We start from the raw sequence: 22,253 nt of genomic DNA, 5'->3' as shown, positions 1-22,253 counted from the left end.
GAGGATGACCCAAATGGTCATCCTCTTTATTATTCATTCTCCACAATATGTTTAAGCACGGACAATTTATTATCCCAAAATCGTTCATAATATGAGAGCCACTGCTTTAATTCTTCTAACGGCTCCGGCTGCAAACAATATATCTTCTCTCTTCCACTCTTTCTTCCACTTACTAAATTCGCTTCTGAAAGAATATGAAGATGCTTCACAACAGCCGTACGACTCATCGGAAAATGATCCGTTATTTTTGAAATTGGTAACTCTTTATCACTTAATAACCGTAACACTTCTCGACGGGTCGGATCAGCAATTGCTTGAAATACATCATATTTCGCTGCTGACGAAGACATTTATCCTTCAACAACCTTTTTCAGTTTTTCATTTACAATCGCTACCCAGCCGCCATTCATTCTATCGCGAATAATAGAGCTCTTCGCATTCGCTTTCGGCAGAATTTCATCAGGATGTTTCCAACCGCCGTGAATTAATGTAAATTCTGTTTTATTCTCTCCTAAGTCTCTCAAATGGAATGAAACAACCCAGCCATCTGTGTCCCATGAGAAAGATAAATGGTTTGGTTCATCAATTTCTAACACTTTACATGGTGACGGTCCAAATGGTGATTGAACATGAAACTCATGTCCTACCTCTAATTCAAAATCATTCGGCATAAACCATGATGCAATTCCTTCTGCAGTTGACACTACATTCCATACTTTTTGAATAGACGCGTTAAAAACGATTGTTTGTTTAATATCGTTTAATGTATTTTGTTGAGTCATTTTTTTAGCTCCTTTATCCGGCATTAAAACATAACACCTTTTGGTTGTATTTGAATGATATAACACCTTTTAGTTTCATGTCAACATTAATTCTTTTTACCGTTGAGAAATTCTCAACATTTTTTCAACAGGACAAACACCCTCTCAGCATTCCCTCATAATATACTCACAAAGGCAATAAAAAATAAAAACTTCTCTCAACATGAAACTCCATCATTCATATTGAAAGAAGCGCCTTACTTATATCATGCGTACATCGTCTCTCCTCCTTCCCTCAAGAGACAATACGCAAGATATAAAAAATCAGAAGGAATATGCCCACCATTTGAGTAGGTAGTTATTTCTCTTCTCCTCAATATTTCCTTAGGAGCGAAATGACTACCCACTCACTTTTTTAAACAAAAATAAAAAGGGGATGAAAGCTATGTTCTATTGCATTAACTGTTCTGACATTCACCATGAAAAACATCCGAATGATAAAGTATTCAAAAACGGTTTTTATATTGATCCATTTTTAGGTGATCGTTATCACCTCGGTATGTGTAAAGATGCCCAAGATCATGAAACAGAGGCAAACCTTTTAACGACAAAGAAATTAGGCGCACTCCAATCTATTATGAACGTATTACCAACCCATGTTGTCCCAACATAAAGTGAAACTTTAATCAGTGGGGGGTTTTATTCATCCCCCACTGATTATTAGTTGAACCAATCGGGCTTTTACGGGCAATTGCCTCCCACCTAACTTCCTCGTATGCGCTAAATTTTGAGGTGGGAGTCTTACTGCCCGTTAATGCGGGATAAAGCATAAAAAAGAGCTGGCTCACCCAGCTCTTTTTTATGCTTTATAAACAATCATTGCTGAAAAACAATAAATTTGGTTTTCATCATCGTTAATAGAAACACCCACTTGGTACTTAATATCTACAAAGTGACTATCATCAATCTTTTTCAAAAACACATTTACAGCGTCTTCTAAGTCTTTTTCGTGACTTTCATCAAACACTTTCACACGAATCATGTTAACACCATCCTAGATCGCAGCCCTCCGCCGCTTGATTATTGCCACGGTGCGTATCTATAATGCGATAAAACTTTCCATTTTCATATATATATCCGTCTTCTAACACATATTGTTTATCTTCAGTATAGACATAAAACTTACCTATCATAAATTTACTCGTATATAATTCCAAATAATTTGATCTAAATTTAGCTACAACTTTATTTGTAATATCAATTTTTATTGTGTGCCCCACCTTCTCTCCCTCCTTTGCAAAGAACGGATTTAGGTATATTGTATTAGCGATTTTACATTTTATGCTTAAAAATAAGTGGATATGCCCCTTCTTCACCCTGTACTATTTTTCTAAAAAAGTCACCTATATTTATTTCACATAAAACCATAAAAAAATACATAAAAAAAGACCTTTTACATATTGACTCAAATGTATTCAATATGGTATTATATAAAATTTGACATTTTTACGAACTTATGTTATCATTAAAAGTGGTTACCACATATGGAGGTGGATGATTTGTTTCAAATTGGTGATAAAATCGTTTATCCAATGCACGGTGCAGGGATCATCGAAGCAATTGAGGAGAAAGAAATATTAGGTACTTCGCGTCAATATTGTGTGATACGCATCCTTAGTAAAGATATGCAAGTAATGCTTCCGATGGATCAATTACAAAAATCAGGTATTCGTTATATCGTCGATAAAGGTACGTTAAATGATATACTTCTTGAATTTCAAAATGGGGAATCAGACCCATCACTCTCATGGAAACAAAGATATACAATGAATATGGAAAAAATGAAAAACGGCAATCTGCAAGATAGTGCAGAAGTTGTTCGGGATTTACTTCGCCGTAATAAAGAAAGAGCATTAAATGCGAGCGAAAAACAAATGCTAGATAATGCACGTAAAATGATGATTAGTGAAGTTGCGCTCGTACAAGACGTTTCTGAACATCAAGCGACAGAATTTCTTCAAGAGACAATTAATCATTAAATTTAAAATAGCTCGCGCTATTTTTTTTGCCAAAAAGGACAAAGAGATAAAACTCTTTGTCCTTTTCATATTATCCACGCCCAGCTTGAAAAGATGGGTATAAAGTCATTCCACCATCTGCAAATAACGTAATTCCAGTTACGTAACTCGCCTCTGATGAAGCGAGCCAAGTTGCTACTGCTGCGATTTCTTCAGGTTTTCCAATATAGCCCATCGGTATCATACTTTCTACGTCAGCACGCTGCTTTGGATCAGCAAACTTTTCAGCATTAATTGGCGTATTTATTGCACCTGGTCCAATATTATTTACTCGAATACCTTTTGGTGCATACTCTAACGCTAACGTTTCTGTCATAAGTTTAATACCGCCCTTACTTGCTGCGTAGTGCACAAATAGTGGCCACGGAATTTTCTCATGAACGCTAGACATATTAATGACAGATCCTTTAATGTCGTGTTCCACAAAATATTTAATCGCTTCACGGCTTCCTAAAAAAGCGCCTGTTAAATTTGTATTGATTACTTTATTCCAATCTTCTAACGGCATTTCATGCGACGGTACCGCGTTTTCTATTCCTGCATTATTAATCATAACGTCGAGCGTACCAAACTCTTTCACAGCAGATTGAATGAGATTCATAACATCTGCCTCGACCGTCACATCACCTTTTACAGCAATCGCTTCTCCGCCTACCTTTTTAATTTCTTCTAACACATCCTTCGCTTCTGAATCTCGTGAGCGATAGTTAATAACGACCTTTGCTTTCTCCTTAGCAAACCTTACTCCCATCGCTCTTCCGAGACCCGTTGCTGATCCTGTAATAACGACGACTTTCCCTTCTAAATCACTATACATTTCAATACCTCCTTAACCTTTTGCAATTCCTAACATAATTCCAGCTGCAATAATAAAAACGATCCCAACAACGATACCTGTTAATTGACGTTTCGTTTTTCTTTCGCCTAATATAAGAATCCCGCCAAGCGTCGAAATAACAATTCCCATTTGCGATAGTGAAAAGCTTGTTGCGACTCCGACACGCGGCTGCGAAATGAATAAAAACATATTTCCAGCTGCCCAAATTAATCCTGGAATAATATTTCGTATCGCATATTTATTAAATGGATGATGTTTAAACGTAAGTAAAATACCTCCTAACACCATACCAACTGCTTGTGGTAATAAAGCCGACCAACCATCTACGTTAAATAGCCTAATAACTACTACGTAAACTAAATAACCGACTGTTGAAATTAATAAAATTATGATGCCCCTTTTAAAATTTGCTGCTTGCTCTGCATTTTTTTCTTCTTCACTTTGAAGTGACGTTAAAATAACACCGATAAGAATACAAACGAGCGCTAAAATTCCAAGGACGACTGAAATTGTCGTGGACCATTCATGAAATACGATAACGCCAAATAAAGTCGTCGCAACTAATTGCAGTCCTGTTGAAATTGGCATCGTCCTCGAAACACCCATTAAATCTATACTTTTCAATTGATTCGCCTGACCAAGTGCCCAAAATAAACCTGACACAATTCCAACTCCAATAACGGTAGGAGTTAATACTGGCTTTACAAAAATATAAACAACAATCGAGAAAATAAGTGCACCAAGCGTTGTGCCAAGCGTTTGACTATACGGTCCACCGCCCAGTTTCACGTTAAATAGCACAATACTTCCCCAAAATATAGCTGGTAAAATCGCTAAAAATATATCCATGGCTCATTACCTTTCTTTACGAAATGTCATCAGTTACCGCTCTACACTGTTAGAGTGTGCTTTCATTTTTTCTTTCGCTTGTGCGCAAACCTTTTCTGCGATCGCACTAGAAACATTTTTTTCTCTTTCCACTTTCTTGATCTTTATGTGATCTAAATTATCTTCCAAAGTAAGTGTAACTTTGTCATTTGGCGGATTATGTGCACCTTGAAAAGTAAGAAATTGTAGCGTCACTTCAAATCGAGGAACGAATTCATCTTTCTTGCCGAGACGCTTTATATTTATAACTGAATCACATTCATATTGATTTTCTGTCGCTTGCCTTATAACAGAGTAATATCGATTTAAGAGCGCACTCTCTAAAAGTTGTTCTTTCGATTCTTTCGCCAAAGAGTCGCTTGGAGAAAAGAGAAAGATAGAACATATCATCGTCATCATTACACATATTTTTTTCATAATGCCCTCCTTGTTCTATAAATTAGTGTTCTCAAAAATACCATAAAAAAACGACTTCCCCTATTCAGGAAAGTCGTTTTAATGAATCCAATATTAACCACCGCTCACTGGCGGTATGAGTGCAACAACATCACCAGATTGAATTTTATCATCTTCATTTGCGTATTCTTCATTAATTGCAACCATAATTGGCGCTGATACTGGTACATTATATTCATTGGCAACAATATCTTTTAACTCTGCAACCGTAATATTTTCTTTCTCTATTCGTAATTCACTTGTTCCTGCTTCTTCTTGCAAGTGCGCAAATAACAATACTCGAATCATACTTATAACTCCTTCCCAGGCTCTCCCGCCGGATATGGCGTTTTTTCTAATTGGTCACCAATCCACGAGTCACCATCTTCCCAAAACTCCTTTTTCCAAATGGGAACGATTTGTTTTATGCGTTCCATAATATATTCATTCGCTTCATAGGCCGCTTTACGATGCGGTGTTGAAACAGCCACAACAACCGCGATATCAGAAATTTGCAATGTACCGATGCGATGCGTAATCGCAACGTGTGTATCTGGCCATTTCTCCTTCACTTCTAAGCCTATTTTCTGTAGCATCTTTTCTGCCATCGTCTTATAAGCGACATACTCTAAGTATAATGTACGACGCCCTTTCGTAAACTCCCTAACCGTTCCAATAAACGTTGTAACAGCACCGCATTCACGGCGAATTACTTTCTTCGCTACCTCTTCAATCGAGATTTCTGTATCAATTACTTCATAATATGTATTTATCATTTCGCACTCCTAACCGTTTGTAAAAACCAGTCTATGTACAACTTTTCTTCTGTTATATGAAATACTTTATATTCTTCTCGTAAATTTACCGGCGCATTATACCACGTAATAACCGCTACTACATTTTCTACTTTATGTACAAGTTCAACGTCTTCCGCAGAACGAAGTAACACTACTTTCGGATAGTTCTCTTTTTTATAGCCCTCTATTAAAATTGTATCCACTTCAAAAAACTCATATAAGCGAATAATTTCTTGTAAGGACCATTCCTCTCTTAACGAAGAAAGTGAAAGTAATCCCGCACCTTCTACACTACTTACGACAGCACCGGCTTTTCTGTGTCTTTCACTATCTTTTTGTGCTACTTCTGGAAAACCTCCGTGCCCGTGATGTTTAATTGTAGCAACTTTCATTTCGCTTTCGGCTAAAGCATGCACAACTTTCTCTACAAGTGTTGTTTTCCCGCTATTTTGATACCCTACTATTTGTATGATTGAAGAGGCTTTGCCCAAGGCCAATCACATCCCTCCGAATGCTCTAACAATAATACGGATACTTTCATCCCTGCCTCAAATCCTCTCGTTCCTCCGGGCAACACGATAAACGCATTTGCATCCGCAAGTGAAGAGACCGCACTCGATTTATCTAAACCGACCGGCATCGCTTGTAATGCCCCATCCACGATCGTCACGTTTGCTCTTACGAAACGAGTAAATGGATTTGGCTTTGGAAAATCTTTTTGTAAAATAGCATCAGCTCTATATACGTGAGGCTCCTTCGCATACAAATACGTTTTTATAATCGGATGCACAAATAATTCAAAGCCTACATAACAAGCGGACGGATTTCCTGATAAACCGAAAAGTAACTTCCCATCAACTTCAGCTACTGTCGTTACACTTCCTGGTCTCATAGCTATTTTATTAAAGAGGACATTCGCCTGTAATCTTTCATATATAGCTGGTAAGTAGTCATAATCTCCTACCGAAACACCGCCTGTTGTAATTAAAATATCAACCTCCTCCATCGCCGATTGAACAGCTGTAAAACATGCATCTAGCTCATCAGCAAGTTGGCCATAATATCGGACCTTTCCACCAGCTTTCATAATTTGAGCGGCAATCATATAAGAGTTACTATTTCTAATCTTTCCTGGCTCTAATGACTCGTGTACTTCTAGTAATTCACTCCCTGTCGTTACAATACCGACAACAGGCTGTTTTACAACTTTCACAGTACTATATCCAAACGTCGCTAATAGCGCAGCAACACCTGGATTAATTGCAACACCTTTCTTAACGAGAACTTGATTTTGTTTTATATCTTCTCCTTTAAATGACACATTGTCACCACTATTAAAAGGACGCTTTAACCTCATATATGTTTTTCCGTTCTTCTCAAATCCTTCTGTCAGTTCTAGCATTACGACTGCATTGCAATCCTCTGGAATAGCTGCTCCCGTCATAATACGAACTGCTTCAAAAGAACCTACCTCTTCTACAAAAACAGACCCCGCTCCAATTTCTCCTATCACTTCAAATTCAACTGGATTCTCTTGATTCGCTTCTTTCGTATCTTCTGCTCGAATTGCGAAACCATCGTAAGGAGAACGATCAAAATGAGGAACGTCATGATCTGAGACAACATCTTCCCCAAGAATTCTCCCGTAACTTTCCGTAATAGAAACTTCTTCTACTTCACCATGCTTCGCATATTTCATTATCCGCTCTACTGCCTCAGCAACTTGAATTGGAATTCGTTTTTCTACCATCGTTTCTCACCTCATATTTGCAATTTTTTTTATCTCGATTAAACTTTATATATTAAACAGAAATTACTTCAAGGAGGAATTCCATGTCTTCATTCACACACTTTAATGACCAAGGACGCGCGAAGATGGTTGATATAAGCGACAAAAAAACAACCGTTCGAACAGCAATTGCGTGCTCTAGCATTGTAGTTACGAAAGAAATTTACGATAAAATCTCTCACAATGAAATTGGGAAAGGTGACGTATTAGCAGTTGCCCAAATCGCAGGCATTATGGCTGCAAAACGCACTTCTGATATTATCCCAATGTGCCATCCTTTATTATTAAAAGGTGTTGACGTTTCTTTCGATTGGCAACAATCAAATGAACAATATCGATTACTTATTGAAGTAAAAGTTAAAACAGAAGGTAGCACTGGCGTTGAAATGGAAGCTTTAACAGCTGCTTCTGCTACGGCTCTTACCGTGTATGATATGTGTAAAGCTGTTGATAAAGGTATGATTATTGGTGAAACGTACTTACTTGAAAAAACAGGTGGAAAAAGTGGCGATTATACGAGAAATTCGTAATCCTCTCCGTTGAGCCTAAAGGATTTCCTTTAGGTTCAACCTATATATCTTGCATATAAACTTTTCGCTACATTCATATCATTTGTCCCATGAATAAACGCCCTACCATCTGTAAATAGAACAAATCGATATTCTTCTATCGGGAATGATAATAAATAAGGTGTTGCCTTTACCTCTACACTTTTTTGTAAGCGCTTTTTAATTTCTTCTAAATTAAAATCTTTCCGCATCCCTGGACGAATTTGTACTGTATTCCGCCCACATAACACTTCCGTTTTCGTTTGTGCTTCAAATGTTAAACTCGGATATGTACGTAATCTTCCACAAGATAAACACGTATCTTTTTTCTGCCTATTCACTTTAAATGCCATCTGCTGATTATTCCAAAGGTCAAACGATAGCATCGTTTCACGAAGCGCACCAAAGTCTTCTACTAATATTTTCAACGCTTCTGTTATTTGATGCGCAACTACTAACTGCACCGCTGGCTGTATAATACCAACTGTATCACATGTTGCTCCACTCGCCGGATGCTCCATTAAACAGCGGAAACACGGTGTTTTCCCTGGTAAAATTGTATAAGTCACTCCGTAACTTCCGACACAACCACCATATATCCACGGAATATTATACTTTTGTGAAATATCATTAATGAGAAGACGCGTTTCAAAATTATCTGTCGCATCTAATATTAAGTCTACACTATTCACTAGTTCTTCCATTTCTTGCACCGTTACATCAGTTACAACTGGATTAATTTCCACCTCAGAATTAATCGCTTTTAAATGTTCTGCTGCCGCTACCGCCTTCGGTTTATACTGCTTTGCATCTTCTTCTGTATATAATTGTTGTCTTTGTAAATTGCTCCATTCTACATAATCGCGATCTGCAATCGTTACTTTTCCAACACCTGCTCTAACAATCGCTTCTGCATTTGCCGCACCTAGGGCACCAGCGCCGATAATAAGCACATGCTTCTCTCTTATTTTTCGCTGCCCTTCTTCTCCAACACCAGGAAATAATATTTGTCTTGAATATCGCTCCTGCATACGATAGCCCCCTTCCTTATCCTCCTATATAAGACATTTCAATTTTCGGACGATTTTTTGCACTTTCTTCTGTCCGTTCATCTGAATATCTATCTTTTCTATTCATCCATACATCTTGTATAACATGTAATAGCTCTTCATCCGAAAGATTATCTCTAAGAAGTTCCCTTATATCCAATCCTTCCGTCGCAAACAAACAAGTATAGAACTTTCCATCCGCCGAAATTCTCGCTCTCGTACAAGAAGAACAAAACGACTCAGAAACAGAAGTAATAAAACCGACCTCTACATTTGTTCCAACATACCGATATCGTTTCGCAACTTCACCAAAATAATGCGCTTCAGCTTGCTCAAGCGGATACACTCCATGAATTGTCTCAATTAATTCCCGCTTCGTAACTACTTGATCAAAATTCCATCCATTCGTACTACCAACGTCCATAAACTCAATAAATCTAAGCGTGATTCCTTGTTCTTTAAAATATGCAGCCATCGGTAGTACTTGATGATCGTTCATCCCTTTTTTCACAACCATATTTACTTTTACTTCAAGCCCTGCCTCTTTTGCTGCTATAATGCCCTTAATCACAGGTTTCGTATTAATATTTCGACCATTAATATTTCTAAATGTATCATCATCTATCGCATCTAAACTAACATTCACTCTATGTAATCCAGCTTCTTTTAATGCCTTCGCTTGCTTCGTTAAATGAATTGCATTCGTCGTTAACCCAATATCTACTAGCCCGTCAATTTTCACGAGACGTGCAATAAGTTTTGTTAAATCTTTACGAAGCAGTGGTTCGCCACCAGTAAGTCTAATTTTTCGTACACCGATGCTAACAAACACTTTTGCCAAACGTTCAATTTCATCAAACGTCAGTAAAAACTCATCTTTCAAAAAAGCATAATCAGGCCCAAATACTTCTGCTGGCATACAATATGTACATCTAAAATTGCAACGATCAATGACAGATATGCGTAAATCTTGAAGTGGGCGTCCAAAAAAGTCTTTAACCATCTCCTGCATCGCCACCCTCCCTTTCTGCCAAATTTCTTTCTTTTCATTCTATTATAATATATTTTCGAACTGCGATGTTTTTGCTAAGGTGAATAAAGTGAAACTTTAAACAATAGGAAGTTATCCATTCCCCTCTGATTAGCGAGAATTACTCTCAAATACTGGGATAAAAAAACCTTGAAACATAAAAGTTCCAAGGTTTTCTACTTATTAACTTAATCTAATAATCGTTAGAGTAGCTCCTGGCGTTGCCGTAGATAATGTAGCCAGTGCAACTACTCCAAATAATTGCAAACTAACGGCAGCTCCAGCAGGCAAATTAGCAATTATTGTTGCACTAAATGAACCAGTAGCCACTGCTGGGGAGTTTATCGTTCCCGCAAGCGGACTTCCATTTACAGTTATACGCGAACTTACAAGTAATCCTGCTGTTAAATTAATTGTATAGGCTATATAATAATTCCCTGCATTGGCAACTGTAAATACAGTATTTCCACCACTAACGGTTATTCCTGGTCCAATATTTTGATTGTTTGGTAATGGGATATTTGTACCGCCTAATAAAACAGAAATAACACTTCCTGATGTATTATTCGCAAATGCATACGTTGCAGTTGTACTAACTCCAGTCGCCCCGGTCGCTCCAGTGGCTCCGGTTGCTCCAGCTCCGGTTGGGCCTGTTGGACCTTGGATTCCTTGTGAACCTGTTGGACCCGTATCACCAGTTGAACCTTGTGAACCTGTTGCTCCCGTGGCTCCGGTTGGACCTTGAATTCCTTGCGGGCCTTGTGCTCCTTGAATTCCTTGTAGCCCTGTTGCTCCGGTCGCTCCCGTGACTCCCGTTGGTCCTTGAATTCCCTGTGGGCCTTGCGCTCCTGTTGCACCCGTGTCCCCGGTTGGGCCTTGTGGACCTTGTAAACCTTGCACTCCTTGAGGACCTGTTGGACCTATTTCCCCTTGCACTCCTTGTATTCCAGTTGGGCCTTGTGGACCGGTCGGACCTTGGATTCCTTGTATCCCTTGAATTCCCTGTGGTCCCTGTGCTCCGGTTGCACCAGTTGCTCCTTGTATCCCTTGTGGGCCTTGTGCTCCTTGAATTCCTTGTGGTCCTGTTGGACCTTGAATTCCTTGGGGACCTTGTATACCTTGTGGACCTTGATCTCCCGTCGCCCCAGTTACTCCTTGTATCCCTTGGGGACCTTGAATTCCTTGCGGGCCTGTTGGACCTATTTCTCCTTGCACTCCTTGTATTCCTTGTGGACCCTGTAAACCCGTCACTCCGGTTGCTCCTGTTTCTCCGGTTGCTCCTGTCACTCCAGCCGGCCCTGTCGCTCCGGTATCTCCGGTTGCCCCTGTCGAACCGGTTGCTCCGGTCGGTCCAGGTGGCCCACCGGATGGACCTGTCACTCCTGTCGGACCTGATGGTCCCGTTGGGCCAGTCGGTCCTGCTGGTCCTCCAGAAGGTCCCGTTACCCCTGTTGGACCTGTTGTTCCAGTTGGGCCTGTTGTTCCTTCCCCTGTCGCCCCTGTTGCTCCCGTATCTCCTGTTACTCCTGTCGGCCCTTGTATTCCTTGTATTCCTTGAGGACCTTGCACTCCTTGTGCGCCCGTTGGTCCTTGAATTCCTTGTATTCCTTGCACTCCCTGTGGCCCCATCGGACCTGTTGGACCAATTGCCCCTTGAGCACCTTGCACTCCTTGCGGGCCCTCTGGACCGGTTGCCCCTATTTCCCCTTGTATCCCTTGAATTCCAGTTGCTCCTTGTACTCCAGTTGCTCCCGTTATCCCTTGCACACCTTGTATTCCCTGTATTCCTTGCGGACCTTGTGGGCCCGTTGCTCCTACCGGTCCTTGTATGCCTTGTATCCCCTGTGGCCCCTCTGGACCCGTTGCTCCAACTGGACCTGGCACTCCTTGTATTCCTTGCGGGCCTTGAAGTCCCTCTGGGCCTTCTGGACCTGTTGGGCCTATCTCACCCATCGGACCTTGTATCCCTTGAACTCCTTGTGGTCCCGTTGCTCCTGATGGACCTGGTACTCCTTGTATACCTTGTGGACCTTGATCTCCTGTTGCTCCTGTTACACCTTGAGGTCCTATAGCTCCCTGTATACCTTGTGGGCCTTGATCTCCGGTTGCTCCCATTATTCCTTGAATCCCCTGAACACCTTGTATCCCTTGCTCACCAGTTACTCCCGTCGGACCAGGGATACCTTGGATTCCCTGTGGCCCTTCTGGACCTGTTGGGCCAATTGGCCCTTGAATTCCTTGAATTCCTTGTATTCCTTGTAGCCCCTGCGCACCTGTTTCTCCTGTACTTCCTGTCGGACCGGTTAGCCCCTGACCTGTTGCTCCAGTATTTCCAGTTGCTCCTGTTGGTCCTGTCACCCCTGTACTTCCACTCGGTCCACCCCCAGGACCTGTTGCTCCTGTCGGGCCAGTTGGACCTGGAGGGCCTCCTGAAGGTCCAGTTATCCCTGTTGGACCTGTTATTCCTGTCGGGCCTGTAATCCCTTGACCTGTTGCTCCTGTTGTTCCCGTACTTCCACTCGGTCCCTCTGTCCCTTGTATTCCTTGCACTCCTTGAATCCCTTGTGGACCTGTTGCTCCCGGTATCCCCTGCACTCCTTGGATTCCTTGAGAACCCTCAGGTCCGGTAGCTCCAATCGGACCCTGTAATCCCTGTACACCCTGTATCCCTTGTACTCCAGTCGGACCTGTTGGACCAATGGGCCCTTGTAATCCTTGCACACCCTGTAAACCTGTCGCTCCAGTTTCTCCTTGTGGTCCTCTCAATCCTTGTGGCCCCTGCTGTCCTTCTGGTCCAGTCGCACCTATTGGTCCGACTGGACCTTGAATTCCTTGCACACCTTGAGGTCCTGTTGGGCCCATCTCCCCCATTGTGCCTTGAAATCCTCTTGGTCCTTGTGGGCCAGTCGGACCTTGTGGACCTGTTGGGCCAGTAATCCCAATGCCAGTAAATCCCGTTGGAACGGGAGGAAAAGTAGGGCCAATAAGATTTGGTGAAATTCTGAAATTAGAGTTTAATGAATTTTGTTTATCGCGCTCTTTCACACTTTCACCACCTACATACCATCTTTTTTTGACATTAAATAAACCTTTTCTTCTTAATATGTATTTACAAAAACAATCTCAAAGACTATTTTTATTTCAAATAAATAAAAACCCCCTTAATTCCTTAAGGGAGTCCAGCAATTGAATCCATATTATCTGTATTCGGGACAGCTTGCGCTATACTCGATGCATTTACACTTTGCCCCATATTTGTTCCTGTTACAGTACCAGCAGGAGTACCTCGTGTATATGTTGTCGTCACAGAATCACCCGGCTGTAAACAAAGCTTCGTCTCTGTTCCTATTACTGTAACAACATCAATCCAAGTACACCCCATTGAACCACTATACGATTTCGTAGCAGTAAATGAAGTATCACTCAAATTGTCACCTGTAAATATATTCCCAGTATTATTAACAATAACAAACTCTTTTATATGCGCAGGCATAATTACACTCTACCTTTCCTTTACGAACCTAATGTACGTGTACTCGTTGCTAATGGCGGAAGGAATACTGATGTTCTAATCACCGCTTCTGGCTGCCTTTTTCCATTTAAAAAAATAGCCGCACTCGATCCTCCAGCACCCGCGTATATTTTCGCTACAGCTAAAGGTGAGATATCATAACAGTCGCCGACATTAACAGCTCCTGTATTATTCATAATTTTTACTTTACGCAAATTAATCCCCATTTCCCCCTCCTCCTTTTGTATACTGTATGCAAAAGAAAAAAACTTGAAACAGACTCGTTTCAAGTTTTTAGTAATTAACTATTTCATTTCGCCTTCATATTGAAGCATACCGCCAACCATATTCACTGTTTTAAATCCTTGCTCATTTAAATAATGGCATACATTCTCACTGCGCATTCCCGAACGGCAAATAAAGATATATTCATTCTCTTTATTAAAGAAGTCTACTTTATTTGGGATATCACCCATTTTAATATGTACTGCTTCTGGAATTTTCCCTGCCGCTACTTCTTCATCTTCCCTTACATCTACTAAAAATAACGTTTCTCCATTTTCTAAACGTTCTTGTACTTCTTCTGTTGTAATTGTTTTTACTTCTGTCATATGTCGTTCCTCCTTATATACAATAAAACCTTTTGTTTCTTCTTTAAACAACCATTTCTAATCAATTTTAGCATGCAAAAGAAGGAACGCAAAGAATGGAGAATTTATTTCTCAATTTCTCCGTAAAACTTATTCTTTACAAACATCTCTATCGCATTGTATCCTCAATATACTTGTTTTATGAAAGGAGTCGATTAAAATGACACTTTTTCTTTTCATTATGAGCATTATTTTTTTAACCGCCGCAATTATTGTACTCAGTATGAAAAATAATAAAAAGTTAAAATCTCCCCAAGAAATGTCATTCTTATTTCTATTACTTAGTATAGCGTTCTTCGGTATAGCAATCGCTACATATATTTTCCGTCTACAAATCATGTAAAAAAAGGTGCCTACTACACATATTGCACCTTTTTCACATCATTTATTTTCTACACAAAACTAGACACTTTCCGATTTAAAAATTCATAAACTTTCTTTTCAAATAAATGAACATCTAACGCTCCCGCCATATGCCCATTTATACTTTCTATTTCATAGACCTCCGCATACTTCCCTTGTTTTTGCAAAATGTCTACCATTTTATAATTGTAACGAGACGGCTGAAGTAAATCTTGTTTACACGGAATCATAAGTACATTCGCTTCTATGTTAGAAAGAGCCTCTTCCAAAGAAGAAAATCCATGCGCAATATCATGCAATAAAACTGCTTTCGCAGTGTACATCCACGAATTTGCATCTACTAACTCTATACTTTTGTATGTCACTTTATTTATCTCTTTCTCAAATGATGTTAATGTAGAAAACTTTTCATAAGGTTCTACCTCAATACTGTTACGAGGAAATTCCGTTTCATAAAAATGCTCATCAAAAGCGTTCATAAACATCATTCTGTTTGCTAAATGAAGCCCCTGCATTGGCTGTGTTTCTCCATATTTCCCGCCCTTCCAACTTGGATCTAGTTGAATTGCTTCAATCGCATTTTGCGCTACATTTACTGACGTTATAATTGGATTTTGCGGGTTCGTAATAACGCCAATCATTCGCTCTACCATATGAGAGTAGTGAACAGCCCATTGCTGCGCAATCATCCCACCCGCCGACGGCCCTATTACAGCATGTAACCTTGAGATTCCCATATTTTTTATTAACTCACATTGTATACGAGCTACATCAAGAAAGGTAAACACAGGGAAATCCATAACATATTCTTCCCCTGTTTCTGGATTAATCGACTTCGGTCCCGTTGTAATTACATACGGGTTCTTCACCTGTACATTACAAAGATTATCAGTACATATAACAAAATATTTATTTGTATCAATCGCTTTTCCAGGTCCAATTAGCCCATCCCACCAACCAGACTCCTCATCATGCACAGTATATTTTCCTGCTGCATGACTTGTTGCACTAAAATAATGACAAACCAAAATGGCATTTGACCTTTCTCTATTTAAAATACCATACGTCTCATATCCCATTTGAACAGGAATTTCCCTACCATTTTCAAATGTAAACTCATTTAATGCAAACTTCTCTTTTTTTACAATTTGCACAGACTCTCCCTCTTCCCGTTATAGTATGAACTGCTTACTAAAGGTTTTTTTCTATGCAAATCAATCTCCTTCTTCTTTTCATAAATAAATGAATAATATACAAAATTAGCCACAAAATAGCACTATATTACAAAAATCAAAGAGGGCATACATATGATTTGGAATTGGCTACGTAAGAAAAAAAAATCAAATTCAACAGAGACAAAAGAAGCAGATAACCCGAAGCAGCAGCCTAGTAATCAAGAGATTGTGAACAAAGATCAGACTAGAAGTATGAAACATAATAAAGGTGATAGTAGCGAGCAAAAAAAATCGAAACAAGATGATTACTCTCATAAGAAACAGCAAAACTCGAAACAAGACGATTCCTCTCATGAGAAACAACAAAATTCTAAGCAAGACGACTCTTCTCATGCGAAACAACAAAACTCGAAACAAGACGATTCCTCTCATGAGAAACAACAAAATTCTAAGCAAGACGACTCTTCTCATGAGAAACAACAAAATTCTAAACAAGACGACTCTTCTCATGAGGAACAGCAAAACTTGAAACAAGACGATTCCTCTCATAAGAAACAACAAAATTCTAAACAAGACGAAGCTTCTCATGAGAAACAGCAAAACTCGAAACAAAATGATTCTTCTCAGAATAAACAACAAAGCTCTGGAAGTAATAGTATTTATGATTTTTCGAAGCCAGAAAAAGATCGTATTCATTCACTACAAGATTTAATAGAGAAGCTCAAGAAGTCTAGTGATTTTGTTAATTATCACACATCTGATGATGAAACGATGCCATATTGGATTTCTTACTATCGTCCTTCACTTGATGGGGAGAAATTGCAAAAGTATTTAATGCCTACTCTTTTGGAACGACCTAATGCTTCACTAGAAGAACTGAAGGAACATATTCCGATGAGTGGTATCACAATTACGAACGACTTACAAAAAATTGAGGACATGGTTTTAAAAGGACATGCAATTATTCAATTGAAGCAGCAAGATCAAAAATGTATGCTTGCAAACATTGCAATTGATAATTATCGTGCACCAACCCCTCCTTTAAACGAATCAACTGTTATTGGGCCACAAGAAGGTTTCGTAGAGGATATTGATACAAACATTAATTTAGTTCGAAAACGTCTTCCTGTTTTAGATTTACAAACAAAAGAAATGATTATCGGCGAGTTTTCCAAAACAAAAGTTGTCATGATGTATTTAGACAATCTCGCTGAAAAAGATAATGTTGATTTTCTCGAGGAATCATTACGCGCTCTTGAATATGATCAAATTAATGATAGTGCTTATATACAAGAATTGATGGGTGAAAAATCGATTTTCCCTCTCTATATCAATACAGAACGCACTGATAGAGTTACAAAAGCACTCATTGATGGAAAAATCGCTATTTTTGTTGATGGTTCTCCAAGCGTGCTACTTACTCCAGTATCCTATTTCGATTTTTTCATTTCACCAGAAGACTATAACGTCTCCTGGATGTACGCTACATTTTCAAGGATTTTAAGATTAATCGCCGTTCTATTTTCAATCTGCGCTACACCGTTATACGTTGCAGTCTTAAATTATCATTATGAACTCATTCCAAGTGACTTACTTGAAACTTTGATTTTATCAAGGGCACAAGTACCGTTTCCACCTTTAATTGAAGCGCTCTTTTTAGAACTTGCAATCGATTTATTAAGAGAAGCTGGCGCGAGGTTACCGATGAAAGTTGGTCAAACACTCGGTATTGTAGGCGGTATCGTAATTGGGCAAGCATCTGTACAAGCTGGTTTAACGAGTAATATTTTATTAATTATTGTTGCATTATCAGCACTCGCTTCTTTTATTACACCTATTTATAAAATGGGTAACGCTGTTCGATTACTACGCTTTCCTTTTCTTATGTTTGCAGAAATAGGAGGACTTTTCGGGATTTCTCTTGGATTTATCTTCTTATTTACTCATCTATTCAGGCTTACGTCCTTACGTAAGCCGTACGCTTTGTTTTATCCGACAAGACAACAATCCGTTAAAGATTCTTGGATTCGTTTCCCTTTAACAATGATTGATACAAGAGATGTGCAAGCAAGACCACAACATGTAAAAAAAGCAGCAAAAGGAATTTCAACAAAACATAGATCGGACTTTGATGATTAAGAAATGAGGTGCATTGATGAGTAAAGTTCAAGAAAAATATCAAATATCTCCTGTCTTTGTTTTCTTCTTAATTCACAGTGCACAATTTGGTGCCGGAGTTCTCGGATTCGCTCGAATTATCGCAAAAGCTGCTGGATACGACGGCTGGATGGGAGTTTTAATCACAGGATTCTGTATCCATATTCTTATATGGATGATGTATGTCTTATTAAAAGAAACAAACGGTAATTTAATTGATTTACATCGGCAAACATTTGGAAAATGGCTTGGGGACGGTATTAATATCATCTTTGCTGCTTATTTTTTAATCGTCAGTATTTCCGTCATTCGAACATACGTTGAAATTATTCAAGTGTGGATGTTTCCTACCGCTTCAACTTGGATGTTAACAGTCTTTTTATGCTTAGTTAGCTATTACATTATTTCTTCTGGCTTTCGTGTCATTACTGGTATTTGTGTTATATCTGTTGGTGGTACATTGGGATATTTATTGCTTAGCCTATTTGTTTTGAAATACTCACATTGGGATAATTTACTTCCTATATTCACACATTCTTTTTCAGATATCTTAAAAGCCTCTCAACTGTCCATCTACAGTATGACCGGTTTTGAGATTTACCTCATGGTGTATCCATTTGTAAAAAAACCTATGCAATCTCATAAATACGCTCAATACGGGGCACTATTTTCAAACCTTTTATATTTATTTAGTACCCTTTTAGCATTTACATTTTTTAGTGAGAAGCAATTATTAAAAACAATATGGGCACAGCTTTCCATGACTCAAGTCATTCAATTACCATTTATAGAAAGGCTCGAATATATCGCAATTTCCGCTTATGCACTCGTTATTATTACAAGTTTTATCCTTCCTTTATGGGCGGCAATGAGAGGCACTCACGAAATATTTCGTGTAAAACAAAGAGGTATTTTAATTGCCTTTATCTTTATCACTCTTATTGTTTCACAACTTTTAACAAACAGGCACGATATTAACAATTTTATTAGTAATGCATCAAAAGTTAGTTTTTGGCTCATTTATGTATACATCCCAATCCTATTTATTATTGTGTGGGTGAAAAGAAAATGGAAAAAATCAAAAGCACAAGTAAATTAATACTTATTTCTTGTATAACATTCTTCAGTTTAACCGGATGTTTACAAAAAAATATTATCGATGATGTACAACTTATTCAAGGAAGCGTTTTTGATGTAGCAAAGGATAATAAAGTAAAAGTGACATTCGTTTGTCCCATTCAGAAAAAAGGAAATAAAGTTCAAGTTTTTGAAGGTAGCGCCAATGCGGTAAAACAAGTAAAAGCAGACACATCTTTAGAATCTTCTCAACCGTTTGCTAGCGGACAAATGCGTGTCGCTCTATATACTATAAGACTTGCCAAAAAAGGAATGTCTACTTCATTCGATACATTACTTCGAGATGTGAATATAGGGAACGCTTTATATGCTGCTTTATTAGAGGGGAATGGTACTGAACTTTTAAAAGGCAAATATACAACCTCATACAACGTTGCAATTTATATAAAAAAGTTGCTAGAACATAATATGGAGACCGGTCCTTTACCAAGAGATAATCTGCATGTAGGAGCATTCCGTTATTATCAAGAAGGACAAGACTACTATATTCCAATTTTAAAGAAACATGGTGATAAAATAAAAATCACCGGAATTGGTCTTTTTAAAAAGGATAAATATATCGGTAAAATTGCGCAAAAAGATATGTTCATATTTAAAGGACTGTTAGAGAAACATAAATTAGATTCACATGAATTTAAAACAGATTCTGCGTACGTAATGATTAATAATATTCGTTCTGTTCCAACTTACGATATAAAGATTAAAAACGGAAAGCCTTCTTTTTTCATTCATGTTCATCTTGATGCACGTATTCAAGAACTATCGAAACAAATTAACTTAGAAAATAACAAGAACACAAAAAACATTGAAAAAAATGTCCAAAAACAATTGGATGTACAGGCTGCCAAATTAATTAAGCAGTTCAAATCTTTAGGCGTCGATCCCCTCGGGCTAGGAGCAAAATATAAACACCATTATCGCCCATTCAAATTAGAAGAGTGGAAACAAATGTACAAAGATGTTCCGATTCATATAAAATACACCGTAAATATTACAAATTCTGGTGTGATTGAATGAGAAATGATTGAACTCCTCTCTCCGGCATGATACAACGGATAGAGGAGTTTTTATTTTAGATAGAGAGAGAAGATATTTATGGGGGAGCTTATGTCTAAAAAATTAGTAAAGCCTATTTTAAACGGTATTTTATTTCTCGGCGTCTTTTTATTTGCTCATACATACTTAAAAAATGTTTCCTTCACACGTTATTTACTTGTCGTTATACCGATGTTACTCGTTGGTATGTTCGGCATCGACCTTATTTTATCCATTTTAATAAAAAAAGAAGAATAACGAGCGAGGATGTCTCATAAGTCGAGATTTTTGACTAGATGACATCCTTTTCATTTTCTATTTTGGAATCAGCGCTACATTACATGAATTTATATCAACGATTTTTCAAATATATCTACCATAACTCAAAATATATCAACGATTCGACACAAAATATCGATTTACCAACAAAAATTGACAATAGTAACAACCTATAATAAGAAGAGAATGTTTCAATATATTTTTAGAACATCCTTTTTTTATTTAATAATCACCTTATGTTACAATGAAATTCGGCACAAAGTGAGAAAGGATGAAACAACATGACAAACGAAAAAGGTTTAGATAAAGGATACGAGCTTGTTGCAAAAATGCATGAAGATTTCGGACATCCTGTAACAAATACTCCAACAAAACTAACAGAAGAGCGCGCAAAAATCCGTGCAAGTTTTATGCAAGAAGAGCTAGAAGAATTTCTAGAAGCAACTACTGTTGAAGATCAATACGATGCACTTATTGACCTTATTTACTTTGCATTCGGAACGTTTGCAGAAATGGGCGTACGTCCAGATAAAGGATTCGAGATTGTAAACAACGCAAACATGGCAAAACTATTCCCTGATGGGAAACCTCGATTCCGTGAAGGCGACGGCAAAATTTTAAAACCAGAAGGCTGGCAAGCACCAGAACCACAACTTCGAGCTGAAATCGAACGTCAGCGCCAAGAAGCTGAAAAAAACTGCTAGGATTTCCTAGCAGTTTTTTATTATGTCTTTTTTTCTGCAGCTCATTAATGACCCACGTGCCCCGCGTGTCCTGCTGCTCCACTAATACTAGCTGCTCCTGCTGCTGCCCCTGCTCCTCCTGCTCCAATTCCCCCTGTCCAAGGAGAAGATTGTTGCTGTTGTTGATATTGCTGATATTGTTGGTGCTGTTGGTGCTGTTGACCTTGGTGTCCATGATGTTGGCCTTGATGACCTTGGTGGTGGTGGTGACCTTGGTGTCCATGATGTTGGCCTTGATGACCTTGGTGATGTCCATGGTGACCATGTTGGCCTTGATGACCGTGTTGGCCTTGGTGAGTTTGATAAAGAACAGCTTGCGGATGAATGTGGTGGTGACCGTGGTGATGTACTTGTTGTTGGTGATGACCATGATGGCTGTGTTGACCTTGATGGTGGTGATGACCATGATGGCCGTGTTGACCTTGATGGTGGTGATGACCGTGATGGCCATGTTGACCTTGATGGTGGTGATGACCATGATGGCCATGTTGACCTTGATGGTGGTGATGACCGTGATGGCCATGTTGACCTTGATGGTGGTGATGACCGTGTATGACTTGCGGATACCCACCTACTCCTCCTGCTACAACACCTACTCCTGGTACAGGGAATCCTGTCTGTCCCCCTCCAACGAAAGAAGGAAATGTAGTTGGTACTCCTACTGGAATTCCAGTTTGTGCGCCAGCTACTGATGTCGGAAATCCTCCCGTTAACGTTGGAAATCCAGTTTGCATGCCTGCTACTGATGTCGGAAATCCTCCCGTTAACGTTGGAAATCCAGTTTGCATGCCTGCTACTGATGTTGGAAATCCTCCATGTGCTCCACCCATCCAGCTCGGAATTCCACCGTATCCTTGTTGCCCTGCTCCTCCCATTAACATCATTTGTTCATAACTATCCGATCCACCTCCGAAGAAGCCATGCGGTGCATTATTGTCCATCCCTTTCATTCCTTTCACCCCTTGTTTTCAATTTAACCTACCTTTTGTA

General features: G+C 39.0%; 28 protein-coding genes. 9 read left to right on the top strand and 19 right to left on the bottom strand.

Going from position 1 to position 22,253, the window contains the following annotated elements; genetic code table 11:
* Window positions 1-29: 29 nt before the first annotated feature.
* Both ACS2MN_RS27435 and ACS2MN_RS27430 read right to left on the bottom strand, forming a co-directional pair.
* Window positions 30-350, bottom strand: a complete 321-nt coding sequence (locus ACS2MN_RS27435; protein ID WP_000098842.1) for an ArsR/SmtB family transcription factor — start codon at window positions 348-350, stop codon at window positions 30-32.
* Window positions 351-782 carry an SRPBCC family protein gene (locus tag ACS2MN_RS27430; protein ID WP_033661377.1) on the bottom strand — a complete coding sequence of 144 codons (432 nt, stop codon included), beginning with the start codon at window positions 780-782 and terminating at the stop codon, window positions 351-353.
* Between the two features lie 424 nt (window positions 783-1,206).
* Between ACS2MN_RS27430 and ACS2MN_RS27425 the strand changes: the two genes are divergently transcribed.
* Entirely contained in the window at window positions 1,207-1,434 is a 228-nt protein-coding gene (locus ACS2MN_RS27425) for a DUF3973 domain-containing protein (RefSeq protein ID WP_088055561.1), read from the top strand.
* 186 nt (window positions 1,435-1,620) lie between these two features.
* Here ACS2MN_RS27425 and ACS2MN_RS27420 read toward each other — a convergent pair whose 3' ends face one another.
* The gene (locus ACS2MN_RS27420) at window positions 1,621-1,803 is read right to left on the bottom strand and encodes a sporulation protein Cse60 (RefSeq protein WP_000621749.1); all 183 of its coding nucleotides are present in this window, start codon (window positions 1,801-1,803) and stop codon (window positions 1,621-1,623) included.
* A gap of 1 nt (window position 1,804) precedes the next feature.
* The gene (locus tag ACS2MN_RS27415; protein WP_000510185.1) at window positions 1,805-2,041 is read right to left on the bottom strand and encodes a DUF2553 family protein; all 237 of its coding nucleotides are present in this window, start codon (window positions 2,039-2,041) and stop codon (window positions 1,805-1,807) included.
* Between the two features lie 264 nt (window positions 2,042-2,305).
* On the opposite strand from ACS2MN_RS27415, the gene ACS2MN_RS27410 reads away from it, so the two are divergent.
* Entirely contained in the window at window positions 2,306-2,800 is a 495-nt protein-coding gene (locus ACS2MN_RS27410; protein ID WP_000451448.1) for a CarD family transcriptional regulator, read from the top strand.
* 70 nt (window positions 2,801-2,870) lie between these two features.
* On the opposite strand, the gene ACS2MN_RS27405 is transcribed toward ACS2MN_RS27410, so the two are convergent.
* The 7 genes from ACS2MN_RS27405 to moeA all read right to left on the bottom strand — a co-directional run bounded on the left by ACS2MN_RS27405 (window position 2,871) and on the right by moeA (window position 7,547).
* On the bottom strand, window positions 2,871-3,656 hold the full coding sequence (locus tag ACS2MN_RS27405; RefSeq protein WP_087950987.1) for a glucose 1-dehydrogenase: 786 nt from the start codon (window positions 3,654-3,656) through the stop codon (window positions 2,871-2,873).
* A gap of 12 nt (window positions 3,657-3,668) precedes the next feature.
* Window positions 3,669-4,526, bottom strand: a complete 858-nt coding sequence (glcU, locus tag ACS2MN_RS27400; protein WP_000350875.1) for a glucose uptake protein GlcU — start codon at window positions 4,524-4,526, stop codon at window positions 3,669-3,671.
* A gap of 33 nt (window positions 4,527-4,559) precedes the next feature.
* Window positions 4,560-4,982: a DUF3888 domain-containing protein gene (locus tag ACS2MN_RS27395; RefSeq protein ID WP_438894803.1), complete on the bottom strand. Its 423-nt coding sequence runs from the start codon at window positions 4,980-4,982 to the stop codon at window positions 4,560-4,562.
* Window positions 4,983-5,075: 93 nt separating this feature from the next.
* Window positions 5,076-5,309, bottom strand: a complete 234-nt coding sequence (gene moaD, locus ACS2MN_RS27390) for a molybdopterin converting factor subunit 1 (RefSeq protein WP_000621781.1) — start codon at window positions 5,307-5,309, stop codon at window positions 5,076-5,078.
* Window positions 5,310-5,311: 2 nt separating this feature from the next.
* Window positions 5,312-5,776, bottom strand: a complete 465-nt coding sequence (gene moaE / locus ACS2MN_RS27385; protein ID WP_000611221.1) for a molybdopterin synthase catalytic subunit MoaE — start codon at window positions 5,774-5,776, stop codon at window positions 5,312-5,314.
* The gene (mobB, locus tag ACS2MN_RS27380; protein ID WP_002156535.1) at window positions 5,773-6,294 is read right to left on the bottom strand and encodes a molybdopterin-guanine dinucleotide biosynthesis protein B; all 522 of its coding nucleotides are present in this window, start codon (window positions 6,292-6,294) and stop codon (window positions 5,773-5,775) included. Before mobB ends, moaE begins: the two co-directional genes overlap by 4 nt.
* On the bottom strand, window positions 6,258-7,547 hold the full coding sequence (gene moeA / locus ACS2MN_RS27375; RefSeq protein WP_346994428.1) for a molybdopterin molybdotransferase MoeA: 1,290 nt from the start codon (window positions 7,545-7,547) through the stop codon (window positions 6,258-6,260). The genes mobB and moeA overlap by 37 nt, the downstream gene beginning before the upstream one ends.
* A gap of 83 nt (window positions 7,548-7,630) precedes the next feature.
* Here moeA and moaC point away from each other — a divergent pair, with 83 nt between their 5' ends.
* Window positions 7,631-8,116: a cyclic pyranopterin monophosphate synthase MoaC gene (gene moaC, locus ACS2MN_RS27370; RefSeq protein ID WP_000094154.1), complete on the top strand. Its 486-nt coding sequence runs from the start codon at window positions 7,631-7,633 to the stop codon at window positions 8,114-8,116.
* A 35-nt stretch (window positions 8,117-8,151) separates the two neighbouring features.
* Here the strand turns inward: moaC and ACS2MN_RS27365 are convergent, their stop codons facing one another.
* The 6 genes from ACS2MN_RS27365 to ACS2MN_RS27340 form a co-directional block, all read right to left on the bottom strand.
* On the bottom strand, window positions 8,152-9,165 hold the full coding sequence (locus ACS2MN_RS27365) for a molybdopterin-synthase adenylyltransferase MoeB (protein ID WP_001158076.1): 1,014 nt from the start codon (window positions 9,163-9,165) through the stop codon (window positions 8,152-8,154).
* Between the two features lie 16 nt (window positions 9,166-9,181).
* Window positions 9,182-10,195: a GTP 3',8-cyclase MoaA gene (gene moaA / locus ACS2MN_RS27360; RefSeq protein ID WP_001157125.1), complete on the bottom strand. Its 1,014-nt coding sequence runs from the start codon at window positions 10,193-10,195 to the stop codon at window positions 9,182-9,184.
* A gap of 201 nt (window positions 10,196-10,396) precedes the next feature.
* Window positions 10,397-13,258, bottom strand: coding sequence for a BclA-related collagen-like exosporium protein (locus ACS2MN_RS27355; protein WP_088055586.1), 2,862 nt, complete (start codon window positions 13,256-13,258; stop codon window positions 10,397-10,399).
* 124 nt (window positions 13,259-13,382) lie between these two features.
* Entirely contained in the window at window positions 13,383-13,706 is a 324-nt protein-coding gene (locus ACS2MN_RS27350; RefSeq protein WP_001110863.1) for a hypothetical protein, read from the bottom strand.
* A gap of 20 nt (window positions 13,707-13,726) precedes the next feature.
* A complete protein-coding gene (locus ACS2MN_RS27345) occupies window positions 13,727-13,951 on the bottom strand; it encodes a spore germination protein (protein ID WP_000512467.1) in 225 nt (74 codons plus the stop codon).
* Window positions 13,952-14,029: 78 nt separating this feature from the next.
* Complete coding sequence (locus tag ACS2MN_RS27340; RefSeq protein ID WP_000141215.1) at window positions 14,030-14,335, bottom strand: rhodanese-like domain-containing protein; 306 nt, start codon at window positions 14,333-14,335, stop codon at window positions 14,030-14,032.
* Between the two features lie 199 nt (window positions 14,336-14,534).
* On the opposite strand from ACS2MN_RS27340, the gene ACS2MN_RS27335 reads away from it, so the two are divergent.
* Entirely contained in the window at window positions 14,535-14,717 is a 183-nt protein-coding gene (locus tag ACS2MN_RS27335) for a hypothetical protein (protein ID WP_000171892.1), read from the top strand.
* A 49-nt stretch (window positions 14,718-14,766) separates the two neighbouring features.
* Here ACS2MN_RS27335 and ACS2MN_RS27330 read toward each other — a convergent pair whose 3' ends face one another.
* A complete protein-coding gene (locus ACS2MN_RS27330; RefSeq protein WP_088055565.1) occupies window positions 14,767-15,891 on the bottom strand; it encodes a homoserine O-acetyltransferase family protein in 1,125 nt (374 codons plus the stop codon).
* A gap of 153 nt (window positions 15,892-16,044) precedes the next feature.
* On the opposite strand from ACS2MN_RS27330, the gene ACS2MN_RS27325 reads away from it, so the two are divergent.
* From ACS2MN_RS27325 to ACS2MN_RS27305, 5 genes are all read left to right on the top strand, one after another.
* Complete coding sequence (locus tag ACS2MN_RS27325) at window positions 16,045-18,051, top strand: spore germination protein (RefSeq protein WP_200203437.1); 2,007 nt, start codon at window positions 16,045-16,047, stop codon at window positions 18,049-18,051.
* 16 nt (window positions 18,052-18,067) lie between these two features.
* Window positions 18,068-19,168: a spore germination protein gene (locus tag ACS2MN_RS27320; RefSeq protein ID WP_088055567.1), complete on the top strand. Its 1,101-nt coding sequence runs from the start codon at window positions 18,068-18,070 to the stop codon at window positions 19,166-19,168.
* Window positions 19,138-20,223 (top strand): Ger(x)C family spore germination protein, encoded by a 1,086-nt coding sequence (locus ACS2MN_RS27315; protein ID WP_346994431.1) that lies wholly within the window; start codon window positions 19,138-19,140, stop codon window positions 20,221-20,223. The genes ACS2MN_RS27320 and ACS2MN_RS27315 overlap by 31 nt, the downstream gene beginning before the upstream one ends.
* A 90-nt stretch (window positions 20,224-20,313) precedes the next feature.
* A complete protein-coding gene (locus tag ACS2MN_RS27310) occupies window positions 20,314-20,499 on the top strand; it encodes a hypothetical protein (protein ID WP_000038783.1) in 186 nt (61 codons plus the stop codon).
* Window positions 20,500-20,801: 302 nt separating this feature from the next.
* Window positions 20,802-21,224 (top strand): hypothetical protein, encoded by a 423-nt coding sequence (locus tag ACS2MN_RS27305; protein WP_000180546.1) that lies wholly within the window; start codon window positions 20,802-20,804, stop codon window positions 21,222-21,224.
* Between the two features lie 44 nt (window positions 21,225-21,268).
* On the opposite strand, the gene ACS2MN_RS27300 is transcribed toward ACS2MN_RS27305, so the two are convergent.
* Window positions 21,269-22,222 carry a hypothetical protein gene (locus ACS2MN_RS27300; RefSeq protein WP_346994432.1) on the bottom strand — a complete coding sequence of 318 codons (954 nt, stop codon included), beginning with the start codon at window positions 22,220-22,222 and terminating at the stop codon, window positions 21,269-21,271.
* Window positions 22,223-22,253: the final 31 nt, after the last annotated feature.

Origin of the sequence: Bacillus cereus group sp. BceL062 (assembly GCF_051780025.1) — a bacterium.
In the GTDB taxonomy this organism is placed as follows: Bacteria; Bacillota; Bacilli; order Bacillales; family Bacillaceae_G; genus Bacillus_A; species Bacillus_A toyonensis.
This window is presented reverse-complemented; position numbering and strand designations above follow the sequence as displayed.

Bases quoted from the DNA above. Each gene is read 5' to 3' on its own strand.
- ACS2MN_RS27435 (WP_000098842.1), bottom strand. From the start codon at position 350: ATGTCTTCGTCAGCAGCGAAATATGATGTATTTCAAGCAATTGCTGAT.
- ACS2MN_RS27430 (WP_033661377.1), bottom strand. From the start codon at position 782: ATGACTCAACAAAATACATTAAACGATATTAAACAAACAATCGTTTTT.
- ACS2MN_RS27425 (WP_088055561.1), top strand. From the start codon at position 1,207: ATGTTCTATTGCATTAACTGTTCTGACATTCACCATGAAAAACATCCG.
- ACS2MN_RS27420 (WP_000621749.1), bottom strand. From the start codon at position 1,803: ATGATTCGTGTGAAAGTGTTTGATGAAAGTCACGAAAAAGACTTAGAA.
- ACS2MN_RS27410 (WP_000451448.1), top strand. From the start codon at position 2,306: ATGGAGGTGGATGATTTGTTTCAAATTGGTGATAAAATCGTTTATCCA.
- ACS2MN_RS27405 (WP_087950987.1), bottom strand. From the start codon at position 3,656: ATGTATAGTGATTTAGAAGGGAAAGTCGTCGTTATTACAGGATCAGCA.
- glcU (WP_000350875.1), bottom strand. From the start codon at position 4,526: ATGGATATATTTTTAGCGATTTTACCAGCTATATTTTGGGGAAGTATT.
- ACS2MN_RS27395 (WP_438894803.1), bottom strand. From the start codon at position 4,982: ATGAAAAAAATATGTGTAATGATGACGATGATATGTTCTATCTTTCTC.
- moaD (WP_000621781.1), bottom strand. From the start codon at position 5,309: ATGATTCGAGTATTGTTATTTGCGCACTTGCAAGAAGAAGCAGGAACA.
- moaE (WP_000611221.1), bottom strand. From the start codon at position 5,776: ATGATAAATACATATTATGAAGTAATTGATACAGAAATCTCGATTGAA.
- moeA (WP_346994428.1), bottom strand. From the start codon at position 7,547: ATGGTAGAAAAACGAATTCCAATTCAAGTTGCTGAGGCAGTAGAGCGG.
- moaC (WP_000094154.1), top strand. From the start codon at position 7,631: ATGTCTTCATTCACACACTTTAATGACCAAGGACGCGCGAAGATGGTT.
- ACS2MN_RS27365 (WP_001158076.1), bottom strand. From the start codon at position 9,165: ATGCAGGAGCGATATTCAAGACAAATATTATTTCCTGGTGTTGGAGAA.
- moaA (WP_001157125.1), bottom strand. From the start codon at position 10,195: ATGCAGGAGATGGTTAAAGACTTTTTTGGACGCCCACTTCAAGATTTA.
- ACS2MN_RS27350 (WP_001110863.1), bottom strand. From the start codon at position 13,706: ATGCCTGCGCATATAAAAGAGTTTGTTATTGTTAATAATACTGGGAAT.
- ACS2MN_RS27345 (WP_000512467.1), bottom strand. From the start codon at position 13,951: ATGGGGATTAATTTGCGTAAAGTAAAAATTATGAATAATACAGGAGCT.
- ACS2MN_RS27340 (WP_000141215.1), bottom strand. From the start codon at position 14,335: ATGACAGAAGTAAAAACAATTACAACAGAAGAAGTACAAGAACGTTTA.
- ACS2MN_RS27335 (WP_000171892.1), top strand. From the start codon at position 14,535: ATGACACTTTTTCTTTTCATTATGAGCATTATTTTTTTAACCGCCGCA.
- ACS2MN_RS27325 (WP_200203437.1), top strand. From the start codon at position 16,045: ATGATTTGGAATTGGCTACGTAAGAAAAAAAAATCAAATTCAACAGAG.
- ACS2MN_RS27320 (WP_088055567.1), top strand. From the start codon at position 18,068: ATGAGTAAAGTTCAAGAAAAATATCAAATATCTCCTGTCTTTGTTTTC.
- ACS2MN_RS27315 (WP_346994431.1), top strand. From the start codon at position 19,138: ATGGAAAAAATCAAAAGCACAAGTAAATTAATACTTATTTCTTGTATA.
- ACS2MN_RS27310 (WP_000038783.1), top strand. From the start codon at position 20,314: ATGTCTAAAAAATTAGTAAAGCCTATTTTAAACGGTATTTTATTTCTC.
- ACS2MN_RS27305 (WP_000180546.1), top strand. From the start codon at position 20,802: ATGACAAACGAAAAAGGTTTAGATAAAGGATACGAGCTTGTTGCAAAA.